The organism is Dysgonomonas sp. PF1-14, from assembly GCF_029892965.1.
Lineage (GTDB): Bacteria > Bacteroidota > Bacteroidia > Bacteroidales > Dysgonomonadaceae > Dysgonomonas.
In genome coordinates this window covers 68,682-91,577 of the sequence record NZ_JARXWN010000014.1, presented here as the reverse complement: position 1 = coordinate 91,577, position 22,896 = coordinate 68,682, and the positions used below count along the sequence as shown (strand labels likewise).

General features: G+C 41.1%; 22 protein-coding genes and 2 pseudogenes. 15 read left to right on the top strand and 9 right to left on the bottom strand.

Translation table 11 applies throughout. The annotated features are described in order from the left end of the window. Positions 1 to 159 precede the first annotated feature (159 nt). The 7 genes and pseudogenes from M2448_RS15715 to M2448_RS15685 all read right to left on the bottom strand — a co-directional run. Positions 160 to 495 carry a hypothetical protein gene (locus M2448_RS15715; protein ID WP_163304778.1) on the bottom strand — a complete coding sequence of 112 codons (336 nt, stop codon included), beginning with the start codon at positions 493 to 495 and terminating at the stop codon, positions 160 to 162. Further along, positions 492 to 2,582, bottom strand: coding sequence for a type IA DNA topoisomerase (locus M2448_RS15710; RefSeq protein WP_280647077.1), 2,091 nt, complete (start codon positions 2,580 to 2,582; stop codon positions 492 to 494). The genes M2448_RS15715 and M2448_RS15710 overlap by 4 nt, the downstream gene beginning before the upstream one ends. A gap of 29 nt (positions 2,583 to 2,611) precedes the next feature. Then, positions 2,612 to 4,105 carry a DUF3945 domain-containing protein gene (locus M2448_RS15705; protein ID WP_163304774.1) on the bottom strand — a complete coding sequence of 498 codons (1,494 nt, stop codon included), beginning with the start codon at positions 4,103 to 4,105 and terminating at the stop codon, positions 2,612 to 2,614. A 184-nt stretch (positions 4,106 to 4,289) separates the two neighbouring features. Beyond that, positions 4,290 to 4,943 (bottom strand): annotated as a pseudogene (locus M2448_RS15700) (TraM recognition domain-containing protein); the annotation flags it as partial. Positions 4,944 to 5,041: 98 nt separating this feature from the next. Next, positions 5,042 to 6,703: a group II intron reverse transcriptase/maturase gene (gene ltrA / locus M2448_RS15695; protein WP_280647075.1), complete on the bottom strand. Its 1,662-nt coding sequence runs from the start codon at positions 6,701 to 6,703 to the stop codon at positions 5,042 to 5,044. Positions 6,704 to 6,944: 241 nt separating this feature from the next. Beyond that, a complete protein-coding gene (locus tag M2448_RS15690) occupies positions 6,945 to 7,148 on the bottom strand; it encodes a hypothetical protein (protein WP_280647074.1) in 204 nt (67 codons plus the stop codon). A 201-nt stretch (positions 7,149 to 7,349) separates the two neighbouring features. Next, positions 7,350 to 8,717, bottom strand: a pseudogene (locus M2448_RS15685) (YWFCY domain-containing protein); the annotation flags it as partial. Between the two features lie 197 nt (positions 8,718 to 8,914). Here M2448_RS15685 and M2448_RS15680 point away from each other — a divergent pair. After that, complete coding sequence (locus M2448_RS15680) at positions 8,915 to 9,580, top strand: hypothetical protein (RefSeq protein WP_163304765.1); 666 nt, start codon at positions 8,915 to 8,917, stop codon at positions 9,578 to 9,580. A gap of 7 nt (positions 9,581 to 9,587) precedes the next feature. Beyond that, positions 9,588 to 10,541 carry a hypothetical protein gene (locus M2448_RS15675; RefSeq protein WP_163304763.1) on the top strand — a complete coding sequence of 318 codons (954 nt, stop codon included), beginning with the start codon at positions 9,588 to 9,590 and terminating at the stop codon, positions 10,539 to 10,541. A gap of 16 nt (positions 10,542 to 10,557) precedes the next feature. On the opposite strand, the gene mobB is transcribed toward M2448_RS15675, so the two are convergent. Together mobB and mobA are read right to left on the bottom strand one after the other, a co-directional pair. Beyond that, on the bottom strand, positions 10,558 to 11,820 hold the full coding sequence (mobB, locus tag M2448_RS15670; RefSeq protein WP_163304761.1) for a conjugal transfer protein MobB: 1,263 nt from the start codon (positions 11,818 to 11,820) through the stop codon (positions 10,558 to 10,560). Continuing rightward, the gene (gene mobA, locus M2448_RS15665) at positions 11,805 to 12,242 is read right to left on the bottom strand and encodes a conjugal transfer protein MobA (RefSeq protein WP_163304759.1); all 438 of its coding nucleotides are present in this window, start codon (positions 12,240 to 12,242) and stop codon (positions 11,805 to 11,807) included. The genes mobB and mobA overlap by 16 nt, the downstream gene beginning before the upstream one ends. Before the next feature lie 677 nt (positions 12,243 to 12,919). Here mobA and M2448_RS15660 point away from each other — a divergent pair. The 13 genes from M2448_RS15660 (at position 12,920) to traM (ending at position 22,854) form a co-directional block, all read left to right on the top strand. After that, a complete protein-coding gene (locus M2448_RS15660; RefSeq protein ID WP_163304757.1) occupies positions 12,920 to 13,672 on the top strand; it encodes a ParA family protein in 753 nt (250 codons plus the stop codon). 6 nt (positions 13,673 to 13,678) lie between these two features. Next, positions 13,679 to 14,146 (top strand): DUF3408 domain-containing protein, encoded by a 468-nt coding sequence (locus tag M2448_RS15655; RefSeq protein ID WP_163304755.1) that lies wholly within the window; start codon positions 13,679 to 13,681, stop codon positions 14,144 to 14,146. A gap of 11 nt (positions 14,147 to 14,157) precedes the next feature. Then, the gene (locus tag M2448_RS15650; RefSeq protein WP_163304753.1) at positions 14,158 to 14,580 is read left to right on the top strand and encodes a DUF3408 domain-containing protein; all 423 of its coding nucleotides are present in this window, start codon (positions 14,158 to 14,160) and stop codon (positions 14,578 to 14,580) included. 6 nt (positions 14,581 to 14,586) lie between these two features. Further along, positions 14,587 to 15,345 carry a DUF4122 family protein gene (locus M2448_RS15645; RefSeq protein ID WP_163304751.1) on the top strand — a complete coding sequence of 253 codons (759 nt, stop codon included), beginning with the start codon at positions 14,587 to 14,589 and terminating at the stop codon, positions 15,343 to 15,345. A gap of 155 nt (positions 15,346 to 15,500) precedes the next feature. Next, complete coding sequence (locus tag M2448_RS15640) at positions 15,501 to 15,803, top strand: DUF4134 domain-containing protein (protein ID WP_163304749.1); 303 nt, start codon at positions 15,501 to 15,503, stop codon at positions 15,801 to 15,803. Between the two features lie 22 nt (positions 15,804 to 15,825). Further along, entirely contained in the window at positions 15,826 to 16,158 is a 333-nt protein-coding gene (locus tag M2448_RS15635) for a DUF4133 domain-containing protein (RefSeq protein ID WP_146266202.1), read from the top strand. Further along, complete coding sequence (locus M2448_RS15630) at positions 16,151 to 18,646, top strand: TraG family conjugative transposon ATPase (RefSeq protein ID WP_163304747.1); 2,496 nt, start codon at positions 16,151 to 16,153, stop codon at positions 18,644 to 18,646. Before M2448_RS15635 ends, M2448_RS15630 begins: the two co-directional genes overlap by 8 nt. Positions 18,647 to 18,650: 4 nt before the next feature. Beyond that, positions 18,651 to 18,953: a DUF3876 domain-containing protein gene (locus tag M2448_RS15625; RefSeq protein WP_163304745.1), complete on the top strand. Its 303-nt coding sequence runs from the start codon at positions 18,651 to 18,653 to the stop codon at positions 18,951 to 18,953. A gap of 37 nt (positions 18,954 to 18,990) precedes the next feature. Beyond that, on the top strand, positions 18,991 to 19,611 hold the full coding sequence (locus M2448_RS15620) for a DUF4141 domain-containing protein (RefSeq protein ID WP_163304743.1): 621 nt from the start codon (positions 18,991 to 18,993) through the stop codon (positions 19,609 to 19,611). Between the two features lie 20 nt (positions 19,612 to 19,631). Further along, entirely contained in the window at positions 19,632 to 20,618 is a 987-nt protein-coding gene (gene traJ, locus M2448_RS15615) for a conjugative transposon protein TraJ (protein ID WP_163304741.1), read from the top strand. Positions 20,619 to 20,642: 24 nt separating this feature from the next. Next, entirely contained in the window at positions 20,643 to 21,266 is a 624-nt protein-coding gene (traK, locus tag M2448_RS15610; protein ID WP_163304739.1) for a conjugative transposon protein TraK, read from the top strand. A gap of 3 nt (positions 21,267 to 21,269) precedes the next feature. After that, a complete protein-coding gene (locus M2448_RS15605; protein ID WP_163304737.1) occupies positions 21,270 to 21,548 on the top strand; it encodes a TraL conjugative transposon family protein in 279 nt (92 codons plus the stop codon). Next, entirely contained in the window at positions 21,541 to 22,854 is a 1,314-nt protein-coding gene (traM, locus tag M2448_RS15600) for a conjugative transposon protein TraM (protein WP_163304735.1), read from the top strand. The genes M2448_RS15605 and traM overlap by 8 nt, the downstream gene beginning before the upstream one ends. Positions 22,855 to 22,896: the final 42 nt, after the last annotated feature.

Here is a 22,896-nt window from a genome sequence, read left to right as displayed (position 1 = left end):
AATTTTTAGTGGTAAAATTATTGATATGGAAATGTAAAAGGCACTGGGGTATCCCTCCCCAGTGCCACCACTAAAAAAATTCAATAGCACCTGATTTAACAATTTCTCATCAAACCTGTGGCGTATGAACTTTCTTAGTGGCAAAGATAGCACTTTATCTTATTTTTTCATTTGCACTTCGGAACATTCAACGGTACAGCTTTTAAGACAATGACTTACTCCTGTGACTTTAAAAGTTCCGGTTTTTAAAACGGAATAGATTTTATTCCACACTTCACTTTCGGAACAAGGCTTTTTGTAATCTTTATTTTCAAGCCATTTCTTAATCAAGTCTTCTGCAACGATTTCTTCCCCTATTCTGGGAATACATTGGAACTCAAAAACATTATCATCACAAAATTCCGAAAAACAATCTAATATATCGGAAGTTGTCTTTTCATGTTCACTCTCTTGCTTCTCGTTATAAGCGAAATAGACTATCAGATTTACTTTCATTTCTTCCTCTTTTTAGAATTATCAAATTGAAATATCGTTTTATATTCTGCATCAAAAGCTACGGCAGCATCGAAAGGCTTGTTTTCTTTACTCTTAAAACCTTTGATAGTTCCCGTTTTACCTTTGGTAAGCAAGTCTTTGAGTTGCCCGTCGGTCAGGTCTTTACCCGACTTATTCCGGAACACGGTTAATCCGCAATCTTCCTTATTACATTTGGCTACCTTCTGAAAGAAAACAACCTGACCGTTTTTGCATTTAGGACATGGGCAGCTCTCACGCTGATTACCCCCTTCGATTTTACTTTCCAGTAATTCAGTCGTTATTTGTGCTGCATATACTTCAATACCCTTGTGGAACGTATCGGCATCCATTTTCCCCTCTGCTATTTTATTCAAAGCGTTTTCCCATTCGCCTGTCATGCTGATATCCGCAATCTTTTTATTACGGACAGCCAAATAGACAACCAATCCTTTATTGGTGGGAACAAGAGATTTCTTTTCACGCTGAATATATTCACGGGAAAACAGTGTTTCTATGATACTGGCACGGGTGGCAGGTGTTCCAATACCTGATTCTTTGATAGCTTCCCGTTCTTCCTCGTTGGTAAGATCTTTACCGCAGGTTTCCATAGAAGAAAGCAGACTACTTTCCGTATGTAACGGGCGGGGCTTGGTTTGTTTCTCCAATAAATCCGTTCCGTTAACGGGAAGTACATCGCCATTAGATAAAGACGGGAGTGCCGGAGCATCGTCTTCGCCTTTTTCTTCATCGGGAGCGTTCAATACGGCACGCCAACCGGGAATAAGGATAATACTGCCTTTGACCGAAAACGAAATGCCCGAAGCATCCAAAGTAATACTTGTGTTCTCTTTGGTGCATTTGCCCGAAAATGCTTCCAACAGGCGGGCGGCAATCATATCATATATGATACGTTGGTCGGCTGAAATACCGTTCGGCATATTTTCCGTGATAATCAGGGCATGGTGGTCAGTAACTTTTTTATCATTTACCGAACGATTGTTTAGGTTTGCTCCTAACAATGTTTTTGCATAGTTACCGAATGGAGCGTAACCGGATAATTGACCGATAAGGGCAGGTATCTCGGCAAAAACATCATCGGAAATATAACGGCTTCCCGTTCTCGGATAGGAAATGAACTTCGCTTCGTAAAGCGACTGGGCTACCGACAGGGTTTTGTCTGCCGAAAAACTATGACGGCTGTTCGCTTCTTTCTGCAATGTGGTAAGGTCGTAGAGCAAAGGCGGCTCCTGATTGGCTTCTTTCTTTTCGACGCTTATCACGTTTACGGATTCGGCGGAACGGACACGGTTTACTATTTCGTCTGCTTCCTGCTTTGTGCCAAATCGTTCTGTAGAAATAGCGGCGAACTGGGTTGCATCTTTTGCCGTATGAAGTTTTACCTGAAAATAGGTTTGCGGTTTGAACTCTGTATTTTCGAGGTATCGGCTGCATATCATGGCAAGTGTGGGAGTTTGTACCCGTCCTAACGACCATACCCCGTACCCGGCAGAAATAGAAAGGGCTTGTGAAGCGTTTATTCCGACAACCCAATCGGCTTGGCTCCGGGCTTTTGCCGAACGATACAGGTTGTCGTATTCTTTTCCCGGACGTAGATTCTCCAAACCTTTGCGGATAGCCTGATCCGTGAGCGAACTTATCCAAAGACGGTCGAAAGGTTTGGTACATTCAAGATAATCAAATATATATCTGAATATTAACTCTCCCTCGCGCCCTGCATCAGTCGCAACTACGATACGCTCGCATTTACCAAATAAATCTTTGATAACTTTAAGTTGCTTCATTGTGCCCGGATCGGGTTTGTATTCCTTTCCGTCTTTGATTTGACGGGGCAGCAACTTAAATTCTGTGGGAAGTATCGGTAGGTTTTCAGCCTGAAAGCCCGTGATACCATAATCCTGTGGCATTGCCAATGTTATAAGGTGTCCAAACGCCCACGTAACACAATACCCGTTACCCTCTAAATAACCTTCTTTGCGGTTACTCGCACCAAAGATAGCCGCTATATCACGTGCTACGCTTGGTTTTTCTGCAATTATTACTTTCATTTACTATTGGATTTTTTTAGTGGTTGATATTACATTTTGTGTCCTGTGGATTTTTTCACAGGCTTTTTAGCAGTTTGTTGTTGCTTCTGTTCTTTATCCTGACTCTCGGAAGGCTTTTGCTGACCTTGTTTCAGGGGTTCCTTTACATTCTTGGTAGCTTCATTGGTTTTGCCTTCGGAATTAACTGCTACCTGTGTTTTATTTCCTTCAGCAACTTTCACATCCGCACCTTGCTTTTTAGCTTTATCAGGATTCCATTTGAAAAAGTCGAGTTTACCTTTTTCATTGTTTACCTTTACATACGCATTGAATGGCTGATCTTGTCCGTCTTTCATCATGCCCTGAACATAGACAGCTTTACCCTCACGGAGTGAGTTCTGCTGCTTTTCATCCAAATCAACGCCTAAGAGTTTTTTAGGAATGCGGACTTGGTTCTGTTGCTCCCCATTTTGATTTTGTTCCTGTTTATTGTTCTGTTGGTACTTATTGCGGTCTAATCCGTCATAGGAAAAATCATAACCGCCTTTGGCAGCATTGAACTGAACGTAAGCATCAAACTTTCGGGGATTATCTGTACCGATTGTGTTTTTAGAGGTCATGCCCTCGACTAATACTTTCTTTCCCTCTTTTAGTGCCTGTTGTTGTTCAGGAGATAACTCAACACCTTTTAGATTTTGGGAAACTGTAAGTTTATCAAGTGGTACGGCTTCCAAACGATTAGTCAGCTTGTCAATAGAAATAAGCGATGGTACTTTTTCGCCCGGTCTTGGTTCCAGTTCGACCACACGACCACTGTTACCCGTCGCCAATAAGTTTTCCTTTACATCGTTCGGGAGCATAATACCCTGAAACGGTTTCTCCAAATCTACCTGCTGTTGCTGCGGGTGGGGAACAAATTTCAGACTGCCGTCCGGCTGTTCTTCCAATGACAGACGGGCTTTCATCGGATAGTCCACACCCTCTATTTTGGGGTTAATATCTACCAAGTGCGGGGATTTGTATCCGTAACTCATGGCTTTGAGTTCGCCCTCCAAATTTTCGGGCTTGATACCGTATTTCTGATATTCACTTTCAGGAATACGGCTTGTGTCGAATTGCTTAAATTCAGTCTTCTGCTCGGTTGTTGAATCCATTTTTTCTTCTTTTTTTTCGGGTACGACTTCTTTTTGAGTTTCCTTTGTTGATTGCTCCTGTTCTTTATTCAGGTAATCTCTCGGATCAATACGAAACTTTTCCAACTCCTTATCACTAAGCGATAGAACTTTATCAAGCATATCAACCGTAACTGCATAAAAGCCTGTATGCGACGGGTTCTTTGCCTGATTAAAAAAGTTCTTGAAAAAGTTTTCGAGAGGATCGGCGTGCTTGTCAATTTTGAGAAAATCGGTTTCTTTCGCCTTCATGGGATCAACGGCATCAATCTTTCCTTTCTTATCAATGCCTTTCACTACTTTGAGTTTGTTACCTTCTCCTTCATCCCGCATCAGGAGAACTTTGTCTTTCGGATTTAATTTTTCATCCATGATTAAACTATTTTTTGTTCTGCATCAATATTAATGCAGAATAAAAGTAGTCCTAATCAGCAGGGTGACAGTCGAATTTTATAAGGGTGGCAGTATGTGGCTTCGATATGGCAGCATGTGGCGTTATGGAATAAAAATAAAGAGCCGAATTTCCGGCTCTCTTACATTATATATATGTATAGGATTATTCCTGCTGCTGTAATAAATGAGCCAATGCCGGATCGTCCTTAATTCTTTGCAATTCTTCAGCGACAATCTGTTTCGTTTCCTCTTTGATACGATTGTAGTTGAGTTGAATTTGTTCTTTCATCTGATTAACTCCATTTTCGTCCGTAAAATCGGTAATAATTGGAATGGATTGATAAGCCTTTGTTTCAGCAGCTACCTTTGCATTATCCACAACAATTTCACAATGGAAAATCTTCTGCTCGATACGCTCATCGAAATTGTCCGCAATCGCTCCGACAAACATCCCTTGTGTTAAGTTGCTGATTTTTGACGGTGGAATCAGGCTATCCATTTGTGTAGAAATAGAAGTCGATTTATCGTTACGGTTGATAGTCATAGACTGGCGTTTCTGCAATACTTTACCGAAACGGTCGGAAAGTGTTTTTGCAGTTTCGCCAACCACTTGACCGGAGAAAAGATTTCCTACGGTGTTCATCACAACTTTCGCTTCCTTGTCGCCGTAATCCCTTGTTAATTGAGAAAAGTCCTGAAAGCCTAAAAGTACCGCTACTTTATTACTACGGGCTGTTGCTATCAAATTATCTAAGCCCTTAAAATAGATTGTGGGCAGCTCGTCAATTACGACCGAACTCTTTAACTGGTCGAGTAGGTCGGCTCCCTTACGGGAGCTTTCCCCTCTAAGAACCGTACATGATACTTTCGCATCATACGGCTCAAGCAATTCTAAGTTTATTTTATAAAACCGGCTCATAGTAAATTCCAATTATTTCTGTTAGTGATTCGACTGCAATTGTCATGCACCAAAATTCTGACCTTTTTATTTTTCACAGGCAATGCTATGATTTTAAAAGGTGTTTCTTTTGTAATGTGTTTACCACATACAGGACAACACCTCATCTGTTTTTCCCATTGTCGGCGAATTCTCTGTTGGTTATTAAAGTTATTGAACATCTTTCTTGTCCAATGCTTTTCAAAGTACTCCGTCCAATCGATATCATATGGATTTGCTTCGCTACGGATTTTGACATGCCGAACAATCTTTGTACTCGTTAATCTTTTCAATGAGTGGAATTTTTCTCCATCTTCACTTTCCAACTTGACTGCAAATGTCCAGCTTCGACCTTTCACCGTATGAAAGTATTTATTTGCTATCCAATATTTACCTTTCTGCGGATGTCTTCTTTGTGACCATCGCCATACTTTATAGAAAATTTGTGCATCTGCTTTTCGGAAAGTTTCCGAAGCACAGCAACTCCTGTAATAGTTTGCCCATCCCTCAATAATGGGATTTAATAACCTTATTATTGAGTGTTGCTTAGCCGCTTTATGCTGACTAATGATGGTACGAACTTTATCTAAAAACCTCTTTTGACTTTGCTTCGATGGCTTCGTTATAAATTTACCCTTGTATTTCCTTATATTAAATCCAAGAAAATCAAAACCTTCTTCGATATGAGTTATCTTCGTTTTCTCTTCTGATAGGGTAAGCCCCCTTGCTCCAAGAAACTCTATGATTAATGGTTTTACTTGATTTTCTAATATTTCTTTGTTGGCACCCGTGATAATAAAATCATCGGCATACCTTACCAGATTTACTTTTGGATTAAAATAGTTCTTCCTTGAGAAATTTATCACAAAATTATCTGACAGTAACTTTTGTAGCCCGTCCAGAACCATATTAGCCAGAGTTGGAGATATTATACCACCTTGTGGAGTACCTTCTTCTGTCGGAAACAATTGTTTGTTGAACATAAATCCACATTTGAGCCATTTGTGAAGCATCACCTTATCCATAGGGATATTGTTTAGTAGCCATTCATGACTAATATGGTCGAAACAACCTTTTATGTCTCCTTCCAGAATCCATTCGGGCGAAATGTCTTTAGCCAAATCATTAAAGCATTGTTGTATAGCATCTATAGTGCTTCTTTCTTTTCTAAATCCGAAAGAATTACCATCTGCTGTAGTTTCTGCTACAGGGTCTAATGCCATCAGATATAATGCTTGCATTGCTCTGTCTTTCATTGTCGGAATCCCTAATGGTCGAAGTTTTCCATTACTCTTTTTAATATGTATCCTTCTTAGAGGTTGTGGAGTATAGCCTTTTCGTTTCAGATTGGCTATTGCACTCATCTTTGCTTCTGGTGTTTTCCATGTTTCCATATCCACACCAGCCGTTTCACTTCCTTTGTTGGATGTTACTCGTTTCACGGCCAATGCTTTGGCATAAAACGAATGTGTAAGCGTCCACTGTAAGGCTTTCACCTTAGCGTATCTACCTTCTTTCTGAGCCTTTACAATACGTGCTTGTAGCTTTTTAACCGCAGTTTCGCAACTGAGCCAGTTGATACTGTTCCAATTGCTTGATATACGGTCAGTTGATGCACACGATTTTTTAATGTCGTTCATTTGCTTTTCCACTTTAAAAAGTTCTAAAAGTTTCTTGTAAAGAATTACCTTTTACGGAAGTCTGCCCACTTTCGTGTGAAATGATGTTGCTCCATTTATACATAAACAGTACTCAATTTCTATCCTGCTCATTACAAGCAGGCATTCGCTTTTTCCGCTATCCTATATCCGCATTCCATTCGGCTTCTCTTACGATTTGCTTACCTGTTCTCAAACAGGAGAAATACGGACTTACCACGTTTCACATACAATAACCGAATGGGTTAGGTTCCGTCTCTACACCGGCAGTGCTCCGTTCGCGTATCCTCAAAAGGTTGGAGGATATCCGACTGCTTTCCATTTTGGACTGAAGCCTATCAGTATCTTTGGCTTCTTCAACATTACGATGTTTTACCGACGATTCGCTTACGCTAACCATACCATTCAAGCCAAGCTCCCCAATCACATGATACTAGTGATTATTGTCTTTCCCTCGCGGTTCCGACTGCTCCTTTCGGAAGGGTTACCTTGTCAGGACAGCTTAATACATAAATATTACTATTAGTGCACCTGCCCATAGGCTACCGTTGGCGACACAACGGGTTTAGTCAAATTGCTGCTCTCTTACAGCAGTTAGCCAAACAGTTATTTATGCGGCTTCGTGTCGCACTCCCTTTTTGTTTATTAGCTTCACAATACGGGAGTTATAAAGCCCTAACGCTGCTCCGTAGATATTTTGCCTATCAGGATTGTTCCCGACAACCAACACTTTCGGATCGTCAGGATTGTTTATATCCAAAGTAAATTCATCGCCACTCATAACCCAATACAACTGGGGTGAAATCATACGGGATAGTGGGATTTTGGCGCTGGCTATCTGCCCCATTAATTGGTCAGCCGCACCGCCCAACCACGCATCCATGAAAGGACTTAGATAATTTTCCAGTTCGGGATATGAGGTCAAAATAGGGAAAATATCTTCATATCGTTTGTTTAGAAACTCTATCGCATGAGGAAAAGTACAATACTTTCCGTCCTTATAAATGCGGAGATACCAAATTATCGAAGCAAACAAAATAATCGGAGATTCCACAAAGAAGTCTCCCTGCTTCTGCACCCACGTTTTATTGAGGTTAAGCATAATTGTATAACTCGATTCGTAAGCATCGCTAATGTCTTCCATGAAAGACGGGTTGATAGGATTGCATCTGTGCGAGCGGGACGGATCGTCGAAGTTTATCACATAAAACGTTGGAATTTTCTTGTAGCCTAATTGATTATTTAATAAATGGTTATAGGCGATAGTAGAAAGGTCTGGAAATTTAAAATCATACAAGTACATCGAAAATCCTTTTTCAATTTGCTGTTTTATATACTGATTAACAACGGCGTATGATTTACCACTACCCGGAGTACCTAACACGATACTGGCACGGAAAGGATTTACTACGTTTATCCAACCCCGCCATTCCTTTTTCTTGTACCAAAACTTTGTAGGCAAGTTCACAGAATATTCACTCTGCAATAACCGTGTTTCCTGCATAAAACTCTCGTTCTCCAAATTGAAAACGTCGTCGAACATATTGTTTTTTAGCAAACGGCTCATCCATAATCCGCCAACCAATAGGAACAGATAACCTGCTGCCATTGTCAGGATATAAAAACCTATTGTTGCCGATGCGGGTAACGGCAGGTCGAGTATCCACCAGTTCATAAAGAACAGGATAAAACCGATTGTCAGAAAAACATAGATTTTCGGCCAAGTGATTTTTTCCTCTTTAACGCCCTTAGTTCCTAAACAGGAAAGGGCAAGGAAAATAATGGCGAATAATTTCGTGTAGAGAATATTGCCGAATAGTCCGGCAGTCCGGTCAAAGTTCAGTAGTATCTTATCAACTACCGAAATGTTTATTCCCCATTCCCGCAATGCGAAATAGCAGAACCAATAAATGTTTATCACTACAAAGATTATGCTGATTGCTCGCATAAATTCCATGACTTTGGCAAGTCCTCTTAAATCGTCTTCTTGTTGCATTTCTATAAAATTTAAAATGTTTGAAATGCGAAATTATAGGGTATAATCCGAAGATTGGGGAGTTTGAAACAAGCTGGCAGCATGTGGCTTCGGTTTGGCAGTGTGTGGCGTTGATGTTGGAAACTAAATACTTAAAACGACAGTTAAGTTCCTGCTATGTTGTATCTTTGTAGAAATTAAGTGAAATACGATCAAGCATGGAAACAATCAAAGAAATAATACTCTCCAAAGCAAAATTTTTCAATGATAAAATTATTAAAAACACGGCTGAACTGAATCCATTTTATGAATATCATTTTATTTTATTCTGCAACTTAAATACTTTAATTTATGAAAATCTAAATTGTTTATTATTGGAATTGAATCAATCGAGTATTTTTACTACCAATCATTTATTGGAAAGGATGATTAAAGTTGCTTTAATGGACTTCTATATGAAAGGATATTATATTGGCAATCCTGATTTTGAGATAAAACTCGAAGAAGCCAAAAAGTTATATGACGGGAAAGTATTACATGAAACCATAAATCTCGCTGTCAAAAAAAATATCATAACAGAAGATGAACGAAAGAAATTGGTGAATCTCAAAAACGAATTTCGCAATCCTTATTCTCATGCAGAAGCAGCAAAAATAATTAAAGATGCCCCACCTACATTTAGTGGATTTATGGGGAACCTAAATGATGCAAAAGAAGCTATGACAAAAGGAGAATCAATTCCAATACAAAAAATAAGTGTTCCGTCTTTCGCTTTTGCCCAAACGCATCAGTTTGAGATAGCAAAATCAAAGGCATTTGATTACTTCAAACAGATCTTTGATATAATGGTAGAAATAGATAAACGCTACCAAAATTCTAATTAGAATAGATATGAAATGTAAATTATGTAATGAAAAAGAAGCCGATCAGACAGGGTCACATATAACTTCTGCCTTTTTGCTGGCATCACAAATCGGAAAACGTGGAGAGGAAAATGGTTATTTAATAACGACTAACCCTGAACAGGATTATAGCAAAAATCAAGGAGACACTGGAATCAAAGAAGATTTTATTCTTTGTAGAGGATGTGAAAAAAGATTAGGAGTTGTTGAAAGTATTTATGCAACAGAGATAACTCAAAAGATAGAAGATGAAAAATATGAGCAAAATTTTGAGAGGATTGATTTTGAAAATGGACATTACAAACTTAACTGTAAAAAAATATCATCAATTGCTTTTCAACTTTTAATTCAATCCAATATTTGGCGAGCTTCAATCTCTAAGCAACCCGTATATGCACATTTCCAATTATCTCCTGAATTGGAAGAACGCTTACGATTTAACTTGGATTTATTCTTGCCTACCTATATGAATAACAAGATTTCACAAAGTGAAAAAGACTGGATTAAGATGATTGAAGCATGCAAAGATATATTTGATTGTATTCCATTAGCTACTATTAAGGCAGAGAAAATTGAAAACAAAGATGCAACATTTGAGTTTTTTGATAACTTATCAAAAAATCCATATCACATAATATTAAATGAGTATGTAATTTATCTTTTCAACAATTCTTTAGATTGGTATGATGACTTTTTTGAATTGAAAGATGAATTTATTTTGAATGAGATTATCAATGACGTGCCAGAAAAAGCAATAATTACAATTATTTCAAACGAACGTTATATGCAGATTGTTGAAAAAATCAGGGATTTAGCCGTCAAACAAAGAATAAAAAAAATAGAAAAGCAATGCATTAAAGAACTCCTTTCAAAAGGAGTTCAAATTACGCCAGATGTTTTAAAACAAATGGTAATAGAGAAAGTGAATGAGATTAAAATGTAAGCCCATTTACCTATCTCTACATCTGCCGACCATACCTACGCTTCTTCTTTTTCTTACGGCGTGGTAATGGCATATCATCTTTCGGGTGATTTTCCGGTTCCGGAGCAAGAATTGAGAAAAGTCCTCCCGTTATACTATCGGAATTGTGGCTATTCTCATGTTGCGTACTTGGCTGTTCGGTGTTTTTGTAGACATCGGAAAGACGGGTGTCTTTAACTGGCTCTTGTGCCTGTTCTTGTTTTCCACCATACAGGTCGTTGAAAACATTAGCGGAATAGTCTTTGCCCAGTCGTGAACCGTTCAAAACGGTACGTGTCGTATGGTCTATGAAAGTAGTACCATAAATCCGACCTTCGTCGTTGCGCCTGAACAGAACATCAATACCCTGCTGCCTTAACTTCGCTCGGAACTCGCTTTCATTTTGGCTGCCCTGTTTAGCTTCCGACACCGCTTTCAGCGTATGCGCCTTCTGGTTTTTAGTTTTTATGCGTTCGGCTGATTTCTCCATACGTTTTTCAAGCCCGTCATAACCGACCGATTTGCCGAAAATAGAAGACTTCAGCGGATTACCGACCTTATTGCCCTCGCTGTCCATTGCCGAATACAGTAATCCCCGATACGGTTTCCCTTTTGCTTCGCCTTTCAGTTCCTCTACATTAATATTATATAAGGAAAGAACTGCTTTATATTCTCCCATACTCTGAAAGTGATACATAGAAGCTAACGGTTTGATAACCGAAGCAATCTGCTTTTTCAAATCGCCTTTTGAAACATCAACAGGGGTAAGTTCCCATTGCTCCCCACGTTTCTGTCCCTCCGCAGGATGCAGATTATATTTACGTTCCAACTGTTCGGTTATCTCCTTGCTTCGTTCATGTTCTTTGTAGCCGTCGATTTTCTTCCCTTCGCTATCTACCCGAAGCGATACGATATGTATGTGTTCCCGTCCAATGTCCTCATGCTTGAAAATAAGGTAGGGTTGATTGCCGTATCCCAGTTTCTCCATGTATTCCCGTCCGATGTCCGCCAGTTGGTCGTTTGTCAGGCGGTCATCAGGATGCGGGTTTATTGATACATGGAAAACGGGCTTTTCGGTACGGAAGTGAGCCGGAATAAACTGCATAAAATCTTCCATACAATCTGAAACATTGAATTGTCCGTCGGCAGGTTCAAACACAAGGTTGCTCCCCAGTATCTTCCCCAACCCCTCGTCCACTTTCTCCTGATTGTATGCCAACGCACCGTACAGGTTGCTTCCGATGTTTATTTTTGCAACCATTTTTCCTTAAATTCTTCCGATAATTCCAAAATATTCTTCCCGATTTCGACCAGTTCTATGGTCGCTTTCTCCAATTTGTAGAGAAGTGCGAGTGCTTTTTTCTCCGAAAAATTGCTGTGCAATTCCTTTACGACTTGGTTGTAATTTGTTCCAACGGAGCGGAATTGTGCGTAAAAAGAAGTGAGTTTGGTAACATATTCCATAGCGGAACGGTCTATTTTTACCACACGAAACTCGTCCCCGAATACACGGGCAGCGATAAAACGTGCCATAGATTGCAGCCCTGATTGCTCAAACATAGTGAGGAACCGGGCGTGTTCGACAGCCGTGAAGTTTACCGAGTAACGGTAAGCAGCCGGATCATTCTTGGGGGAACGCCCCCCTTTTCCCCGTTTCGGGGAGTTTTTTGCATTTTCATTCATACGTCGGATTTTTTTAGTGGTACAATCCGTCGTTTCGGCATCCGCCGCCAATCAATCATTGCCCGAAATGATTCTTTAAGCAACCCGACTTCGGAGGGTTTGCGTCCCCCTTGTGGGGCAAGCATTTTTTGCTGCAAAACGGTTTCCGTGCAGCAAAAAATACAGCTTGCTATTTGCCATGTCGCAAATAAAATCTGTCCTGAACAGGGACAGATATGAATGCGAGGGAAACGAGCTAAAATGGCGGTCGAATACCTCCCGACGTTTCATGCTGCAAAGTTACAGGCTAAAGTAACGTGCTGTATTCCACGCATCGACGCCACTTGCTGCCATACCGACGCCACTTGCTGCCACCTCGTGAAAAAGTAGTGTGCGGGAGAATTTTTAGGCGTTTATTTGCCCAGTGATTTATTACTCGATAGCGTAATCAGGCAATAAGACGATTGTAAAATCAATTATTCGGGCAATCAAAAAAGTAAGCGATTAATAAATAGACCGAGCGATTTTCCAATCGACTGATTTTGCAAATAATCAAACGAGCGGTCGATTGATAGATTGATAAACTGATAAAGCGATTGATTGATTTAGCAATTAAGCGGAAAATCAAACAGTCAATCAATCTGTCGAATGATTAATAAAACGATATATCAATGTTCAACAATTAAAATTTTGAAGTAATGGAAAAGAAAACTTTGAACGTGGCTTTCAGCACCCAAAAGGGCGGAGCCGGAAAAACAACCCTGACTGTGTTGGTAGCTTCTTACCTGCACTATGTGAAAGGCTATAACGTAGCCGTGATTGACTGCGACTTCCCGCAACACTCGATTGCGGAAATGCGTGAGCGTGATATAAAAATGTCGATGGATGATGACCATTACAAGCTCATGGCTTACGAACAGTTTTCCGCATTGGGTAAAAAGGCTTATGAAGTTATAGAGAGCAGCCCTGAAAACGCAATGGAAGATGCACAGGAAGTAATCGAAGTATTGAAGCCTGACTTCGTATTCTTCGACCTGCCCGGAACAATCAACAATCCGGCGGTTGTACACACACTTTCACTCATGGATTACATTATTGCTCCGATCAGTGCTGACAGGTTGGTACTGGAAAGCACCCTGCAATATGTAATTACGGTTAATGATGCCCTGATTACGCCCGGCAAAGCAAAAATCAAAGGGCTATATCTACTTTGGAATCTCGTCGATGGTCGGGAGAAAACCGAACTCTACGAAGTTTATGAAGATGTGATTGATAAATTGGGTTTCCCGCTTTTCAAAACATTCCTGCCCGACAGTAAACGGTTTCGTCGGGAGCAGTCGGTAAACCACAAAGCCCTGTTCCGTTCTACATTATTCCCTGCGGATAAGGCACTGGTAAGGGGGAGTAACCTCGATGCCCTGATAGATGAAATGTTGGAAACTCTAAAATAATAGGTTATGGCGAAGAAGAAAGAAGAAGTAAACCTGAATGAGATTGACGCAAGTTTTGTCATATCCTCATTTAAGAATAAGGAACGCCGGAACAATCCGAGTTCCATACCCAGAGCATTAGTTCCTGAACACGAAAAGAAACAGGAAGCGGAAAGCGTGGAACCTGAAAAAACGGAAGTCGTTCAGGAAGAAACTCCTCGTGAGGAACCAAAGCGTAAACGGAGTAAATTGCCCGATTACGAAAGCCTGTTCCTTACGGATGCAGGTATCCCTACACGAAGCGGAAAACTGGTCAGTATCCGTGAGAAATACCACAAACGGATAGCAAAGGTTGTACAGGCATTAGGTAAGAAAGATGTTTCGATATTCAGTTACATTGATAATGTGCTGTCGCATCACTTCGACACTTACCAAGATGAGATAAAAGAGATTTATAATAAAGATGTTGAAGACGACGATTACTTAACCCCTTAAAATCAAAAAATATGATACTCAATCCGATTTTATACAACGATAACACGATAATGATAGGTGTTATAGCGTGTTGCCTGATAGTGCTTGCAGTGGTAATGATACCCAAAGCAATCAGGCATAGAAAGCAAATGAAACAAAATGAGAGTGAAAAACCTGTTCAGGACGAAGAACAGGAAGTGCAAATGATTGTCGTGCCTAATGATGAAAACAAGAAATTGAGTTACAAAGAAAAATTCATCTGCCGGAATGAAATTAAAAAACGGGACTGCGTGTATATCAGCCATGATACCCATTCCAAGATAATGAAACTTACCAAAGCATTGGATAACATTACCATTGGCGGATATGTAGATACCGTGCTGAAGGAACATCTGAAAGAATATAAGGATGAGATAAACAATATCTATTCGGAATCACGAAAGGACTTATTATAACCAATCATGGAAAAGATATTCATAACCGTAGTTGTGCTGTACGCCCTTTTCGTTGGAATTTATTTTCTATGGGCAAGAGCCGGAAAAAAGCGAAAAAAGAACATTATCGGTCAAGGTTCTACAATCCAAGAAACAGGGCGATTGAAGTCGGATATTGTCGGAAAAAGCAGGTTTGATTTAAGTGCATCGACGCCACTTGCTGCCATATCGGAGCCACACACTGCCACCTCGCCAAAATCTGAGAATCAGGAAGAAAAACCCGATATATTTGCTCCGCCTAACGAGGTGAATCTGTCGCCGGAAGTACCGCAGGAAGAATTGGACGAAGCGTTTTCCGATACTCCACCGGATGAAGATAACGAACCAATGAATATAGATTATCCGCTCGAATATGAAACGACGGAAGTAAACAAAGATGAGCCGGAAGACGAGGAAGAAGAAACCGAAGAAGTGGAAGGAACGGCACAAGCCGTACTCGCATCAGGTGTTCAGTTCGACGATTTGGGAAATGCTATTCGCACAGTAAATAAAACGGACGAAGCAACTCCCGAACAAAAGCAAAGGGCGGGAAATACCCTGTTGGAAATACGACAGACCGATATGTTTGAACAGGTGGTTTCAGGTAAGCCCGATGCAAAAAGAATCGTTACCGACCTTATGGCTGAAAGCCTTTCGGCTTTCTATGAACGGAAAGATAAAGAAGCCGGAACAACCGGAAGCGGAAAGAAAGCTCCCGATAATTTTAATATCAGGGATTTTGCATAAGCGAGTATTAATAATGTAAAAACAAAGAAAAAATGAAAGAAAGAGATTACGGCTAAAGGAGATAGCCACCACTAAAAAAATTCAATAGTAACAAGATTTATCAACCCGGTATCGGGACTATCCACCCCGATACCATTTTTAAACAATTTCTCATTATGACAAAGAAAAAAATTCTTATGTCGGCAGCCTTCATCTTGGCTGCTGTTTCAAGCGCATTCGCACAAGGTAACGGGATTGGCGGTATTACCGAAGCTACCAACATGGTAACCAGTTATTTCGATCCGGGGACGAAATTGATTTACGCAATCGGAGCCGTTGTAGGCTTAATCGGGGGTGTAAAGGTGTACGGAAAATTCAGTTCCGGTGATCCCGACACAAGCAAAACCGCTGCCAGTTGGTTTGGTGCTTGTATATTCTTGATTGTAGCCGCTACCATTCTACGTTCCTTCTTCCTTTAATCAGCTTCATACAGAAAAAGTTATGGAGTTCAATATTAATAAAGGAATAGGCAAGAGTGTGGAGTTCAAGGGTTTGAAATCGCAATACCTTTTCATTTTTGCAGGGGGCTTACTTGCTGTTTTCGTGGTTTTTGTCATCATGTATATGGTTGGCATTGACCAGTGGATTTGCATTGGCTTCGGTGTAATTGCTGCATCGGTATTGGTATGGATGACCTTTAACCTGAATCAGAAGTACGGGGAACATGGCTTAATGAAACTCATGGCTGTCAAACAGCATCCCCGCTATTTGATTAACAGGAAAACTCCGCACCGCCTTTTCAAAAGAAAAAGAAAGGAGGTAGCGTATGCGTAATATAATGAAAGCGGCGACTATCGAAAGTAAGTTCCCATTACTGGCTGTCGAACATGACTGCATTATTTCCAAAGATGCGGATATTACGGTAGCCTACCATGTGGAACTGCCGGAACTGTTTACCGTGACCAATACCGAATACGAAGCGATTCATTCGTCTTGGGCGAAAGCGGTAAAAGTCCTTCCCGAATACTGTGTGGTGCATAAGCAGGATTGGTTTGTGCGTGAAACATATAAACCTGCAACCGATAAGGACGATATGAGTTTTTTATCCCGTAGTTTTGAAAAGCACTTCAACGAACGACCGTTCCTGAATCACTCGTGTTTCCTGTTCCTGACTAAAACAACAAAGGAGCGTATGAGAATGCAAAGCAGCTTCTCATCGCTTTGTCGTGGAAACATTATTCCCAAAGAAGTCAATAAGGATACCAGTGTGAAATTTTTGGAAGCCGTCGGGCAGTTTGAGCGGATAATGAATGATAGCGGATTTGTTACGCTTACCCGTATCAGTTCGGACGAGATTACGGGAACAGGCGAAAAGCCGGGACTTATTGAAAAATATTTCTCCTTGTCGCTCGACGATACAACTTGCTTGGAAGATTTGGAACTGGGAGCTGACGGGCTTCGTGTGGGAAACAAACACGTTTGCCTGCATACGCTTTCGGATGCGGAAGACCTGCCGGGACGGATCGGAACGGATATGCGGTATGAAAAACTATCGACCGATAGAAGCGACTGTCGTTTGTCGTTCGCTTCTCCTGTCGGGTTGCTCTTGTCATGCGACCATATCTACAACCAATATCTGTTTATTGAAGATAGTGCGGAAAACCTGCGAAAGTTTGAAAAGAGTGCAAGGAATATGCAGTCGCTATCAAGGTATAGTCGTGGAAACCAAATAAATAAAGAGTGGATTGACCAATATCTAAACGAAGCACACAGCTTCGGGCTGACTTCAATCAGGGCGCACTTCAACGTATTGGCGTGGAGTGATGATGTAGAAGAACTGAAACATATCCGTAATGACGTGGGTAGCCAGTTGGCTCTTATGGAATGTAAACCACGCCACAATACAGTGGATGCCGCTACTTTGTACTGGGCAGGAATGCCCGGCAATAGTGGGGATTTTCCGGCGGAAGAAGCGTTCTATACATTCATCGAACCTGCCCTTTGCTTCTTTACTGAAGAAACAAACTACCGGAGTTCGCCCAGTCCGTTCGGTATCAAAATGGCAGACAGGGTTTCGGGTAAACCGCTCCATGTGGACATTTCCGATCTGCCCATGAAAAAAGGAATTATTACGAACCGTAATAAATTCATTCTTGGGCCGAGCGGAAGCGGTAAATCTTTTTTTACCAACCACATGGTACGCCAATACTATGAGCAGGGAACGCACATAGTCCTTGTTGATACCGGAAACTCGTATCAGGGTTTATGTAACCTCATTAACAGGCGAACCAATGGTCAGGACGGGGTATATTTTACGTACACGGAGCAAAATCCGATTGCATTTAATCCATTTTACACCGACGATAATGTCTTCGATATTGAGAAGCGTGAGAGTATAAAAACGCTGATCCTTACCCTGTGGAAAAGGGATAACGAGCCGCCTTCACGGGCGGAAGAAGTTGCCCTTTCCAATGCTGTCAGCCAGTATATAGAAAAGTTGAAAAGCAACCGCAAGTTGGAGCCGTCTTTCAATACATTCTATGAGTTCGTCCGTGATGACTACCGGAAAACACTGGAAGAAAAGAACGTACGTGAAAAGGATTTCGATATTGCCAACTTCCTGAACGTGCTTGAGCCGTACTATCGTGGGGGCGAATACGACTTCCTGTTGAACTCGGATAAGCAACTGGATTTATTATCTAAACGCTTCATTGTCTTTGAAATAGACGCGATAAAAGACCATAAAATCCTATTTCCGGTGGTTACGATCATAATCATGGAAGTGTTCATCAATAAAATGCGTCGTTTGCAGGGCATCCGTAAGATGATATTAATCGAAGAAGCATGGAAGGCGATTGCTAAAGAAGGTATGGCAGAGTACATTAAGTACCTCTTTAAGACTGTTCGTAAGTTCTTTGGCGAGGCAATCGTTGTTACGCAGGAGGTCGATGATATTATCGCTTCGCCTATCGTAAAGGAGAGTATTATCAATAACAGCGATTGTAAAATCCTGTTAGACCAACGCAAGTATATGAACAAATTTGATTCAATACAAGCGTTGCTCGGATTGACCGAAAAGGAAAAGTCGCAGGTACTCTCTATCAATATGTCCAATGTTCCCAGTCGTAAATACAAAGAAGTCTGGTTCGGTTTGGGTGGTGTGCAAAGTGCTGTCTATGCTACGGAAGTAAGTTTGGAAGAATATTACACGTACACGACGGAAGAATCCGAAAAACTGGAAGTGATGCAACTTGCCGAAAAACTGGACGGAAATATGGAACTGGCGATTAAACAAATTGCCGAGAGCAAACGACAGGAGTAACGCCATGAAAAGAAAAACAAGTAAGCCATATTCGGCACTGCAAGTGCGTACCCAATTTCCAATCTATGAGATATGCGGAACATGGGAAAGTCTTTGCGGTTCCCCCGGACTTAAAGTATTCCATGACGGTAGTCGATTCCGGTTGCAGTTTATTTACAAACACGATACGGCGTTTACCGTCCCTTTATGCCAAAGCTGGGGGATTACCTTTTTCTATTTCTACGGTATGATACGCATTGCCTACGATGATGAGCGGGATATGCTTCTGCTTACTACCGAAGGCGAATACAAAAGAGTGTACGATTAAGGTACACAAAATCAATAATCATTTAAAAGTAAAAAGTATGAAACGAATATTTATGTGCCTTGTAGTGGCACTTAGCCTATTCTCCTTTCAGGCGAAAGCACAGTGGGTAGTAACTGATCCGACCAATCTTGTACAGAATATCGTAAGTGCAGTGCAAGGAACTACAACAGCTACCAACATGATAAACAACGTACAGGAAAGCATCAAAATCTACAAACAGGGTAAAGAATATTACGATGCTTTGAAGTCCGTTCACAATCTGGTTAAGGATGCCCGAAAGGTAAAAAAGACTATCGAAATGGTAAGCGAGATTACCGATATCTACGTTACCGGATTTAACAAAATGGTGGGTGATCCAAACTTTACTCCGAATGAACTGGCTGCAATCTCAACAGGTTACGCTAAACTACTGGAAGAAGGGGGCGCATTGGTAACGGATTTGAAAAACATTGTTACCGGAAGTAATGGGCTTTCACTATCTGATAAGGAACGTATGGATGCGATAGACCAGATTTATAACAAAATGTTGGATTATCGTAACCTGACGAAGTATTATACCCAAAAGAGTATATCTGTTTCGTATATCCGTGCCAAAGAAAAGAACGATACAGACAGAGTATTATCGTTATATGGCAGTCCTGCCGAAAGATATTGGTAATCAAATAAATGTAGTTAGATATGAATTTTGATAATCTACATCAGATTCTTGCGAATCTGTACCAAGACATGATACCTCTTTGCAGCAACATGATTGGGGTTGCAAAAGGGTTGGCAGGACTGGGTGCATTGTTCTATGTGGCTTACAGAGTATGGCAGGCATTAAGCCGTGCAGAACCTATCGACGTATTTCCGTTGCTCCGTCCTTTTGCAATCGGTCTATGTATAATGTTTTTCCCAACCATAGTTTTAGGTACTATCAATGCGGTAATGAGTCCCATTGTGAAAGGCACAAATGGTATTTTGGAATCCCAGACACTCGACATGAAAGCATATCAGCAGCAAAAAGACCAGTTGGAATATGAAGCTCGTGTTCGTGAGGGTAAAGCATGGCTTGTTGATGACGAAGTGTACGACCAAAAAATGAAAGACCTCGGTATTACCGATACGCCTGAAATAATTTGTATGTGGGGCGAACGGCTTTGGTATGATATTAAGGCATGGTTCAGGGAGGTAATAAGGGACTTTTTTGAACTGCTGTTCAATGCTTCCGCATTGGTCATAGATACGATACGGACATTCTTTCTTGTCGTGCTTGCCATACTGGGGCCTATCGCGTTTGCCTTTTCCATTTATGACGGATTTCAGGCAACGCTGACCCAATGGCTTGCACGCTATATAAGTGTCTATCTGTGGTTACCTATTTCGGATATATTTTCTTCGGTTCTCGCACGCATTCAGGTTTTGATGCTTCAACAGGACATTGCCCTGTTGCAAGATCCAAACTATATCCCTGACGGCTCAAATGGTGTCTATATTGTATTCCTTATAATTGGAATTATCGGATACTTCACTATTCCGAGTGTTGCGGGTTGGATTATCCAATCAGGCGGAGCAGGTGCATACGGAAGTGCGGTAAATAAAACAGCAGCTAAGGCAGGCGGTATTGCAGGAGGCGTTGCTGGCTCGGTAGCGGGTAATGTCGGTGGTCGCTTGCTTGGTAAGTAATCAATTTATTAAACTAAAAAAGTAATGGAATTTAAGTCATTAAAAAATATTGAAACAAGTTTCAAGCAGATAAGGATTATCGCCATTGTGTTTGTCGTACTGTGCGCCGGAATTACCGGATATGCAGTCTGGAACTCATTCAGTTTCGCAGAAGCACAACGGCAGAAAATCTATGTTTTGGATGAAGGGAAGTCGCTTATGCTTGCTCTTTCACAGGACTTATCACAAAACCGTCCAGTGGAAGCAAGGGAGCATATCAAGCGGTTTCATGAACTATTCTTCACTTTATCCCCTGATAAAAGTGCCATTGAATCAAACATCAACCGGGCACTCTTTCTTGTGGACAAAAGTGCTTTCCGTTATTATCAGGATATGCAGGAAAAAGGTTACTACAACAGGATTGTGTCGAGTAATATCAATCAAATTATTCAGATCGATTCTGTGGCGTGTAATCTTGATGTTTATCCCTATAAGGTGATAACCTATGCCCGGCAAATGATTATCAGGGCTAGTAATGTAACAGAGCGGAGTCTTGTTACACGCTGTGAGCTGATAAACTCTGTTAGAAGTGACAATAACCCTCATGGTTTCACTATGGAACGCTTTGAAATAATCGAAAACAGGGATTTACGAACAATAGACCGATAAGCCATGATAAAGGATAAACTTACAGCCGTAAGAGACTGGGTGGAAGACGGTCTGCGGTCATTGTTAGGGCAGATAACGCCCGACGGACGGATTATCATAATCCTTGTAATGCTTTTTGTCTTCGGTGCGGGTTCAATCTACATGACAGTTTCTTCCATATATAATATGGGGAAGAAAAGCGGTCAGGAACAGATGCAGATAGAACATATCAAACGCTTGGAACTGGAACATACGCAAAAAACAGATAGTATAAACCAAATAAACAGATTTGATTATGAGTAATGCTAATGAAGGTAACGAACCGAAACCGGATGTTACCGAAAAAAAGAAAGAGAGTAAGCCTAAAAAGGAGCTTACCCCACAAGAGATTCAGAAGCGGAAAAAGATGCTTATCTATCCCTTGTTTGTTTTGCTGTTCATCGGGTCAATGTGGCTCATTTTTGCACCTTCAGGAGATAAGGACGAACAGCAACCCGACGGTTTCAACTCCGAACTGCCTATTCCCAAAGATGAAGCAATCGTAGGGGATAAGCGGACGGCTTATGAGCAGGAAGCCATGCTGAATAAGCAAAATGAAAAAATGCGGAATTTGCAAGACTTCGCTTTTATGCTCGGAGAGGAAGAAAACCGTAAGGCACAGGAAGTAAACACTTCTATTCCGTCCGACAATCAGGAAGTACCGGGTAATAATCGCACTCCACAAACGGGAATCCAATCGTCGGCAAGTGCTTATCAGGACGTAAACCGACAGTTAAATGACTGGTACGAGCAACCGACAACGAAAGCGAACGACCAAATACAGCTTGAAATGGAAGGGCGCATTCAGGAATTGGAAAAGCAACTGGCTGAAAAATCCGAAGCCGACAAGCAACTGGAACTGATTGAAAAATCCTATGCGATTGCAGCGAAGTATATGCCTAATACACAGGAACAAGCTCAAACAGCACCAGTGACCGATATGCGTGAGAAAGTTGTTCCGAAGCCTGTTTCACAGGTACATCAAAGCGTGGTTTCGCTTTTGGCTGCTCCAATGGATAATGATGAATTTTTAGAACAATACGGTAAGCCCCGAAATATGGGATTTATCACGGCTGCCGGAAACGAAGCGATAATAGATAAAAACAGCATCAGGGCTTCGGTATATCAGACTGTAACAATTTCCAACGGAAAAGAATTGCAACTACGGTTATCAGAACCAATGCGAGCCGGAAATATGCTAATTCCTGCAAATACCATTCTTACAGGAAGTGCAAAAATTGGCGGGGAACGCCTGCACATTACCATTACTTCAATCCAGTATGCGGATAATGTGATACCTGTTGAAATGGAAGTGTACGATATGGACGGTATGCAGGGTATTTTCGTTCCGAACTCGGACGAACTCAATGCAGCTAAAGAAATTGCCGCTAATATGGGTACGTCGATGGGCAGTAGCATAACCATAACAGACGATGCAGGTTCACAGCTTGCAGCCGATTTAGGGCGAAGTCTGATTCAAGGGACATCGCAATTTTTCAGTAAGAAAATGCGTGAGGTAAAAGTTACACTGAAAGCAGGTTACAAGGTCTTGTTACTCCCTAAAGCATAAAAAAACAATCAGGGCGAAAGCCCACCACTAAAAAAATCCAAT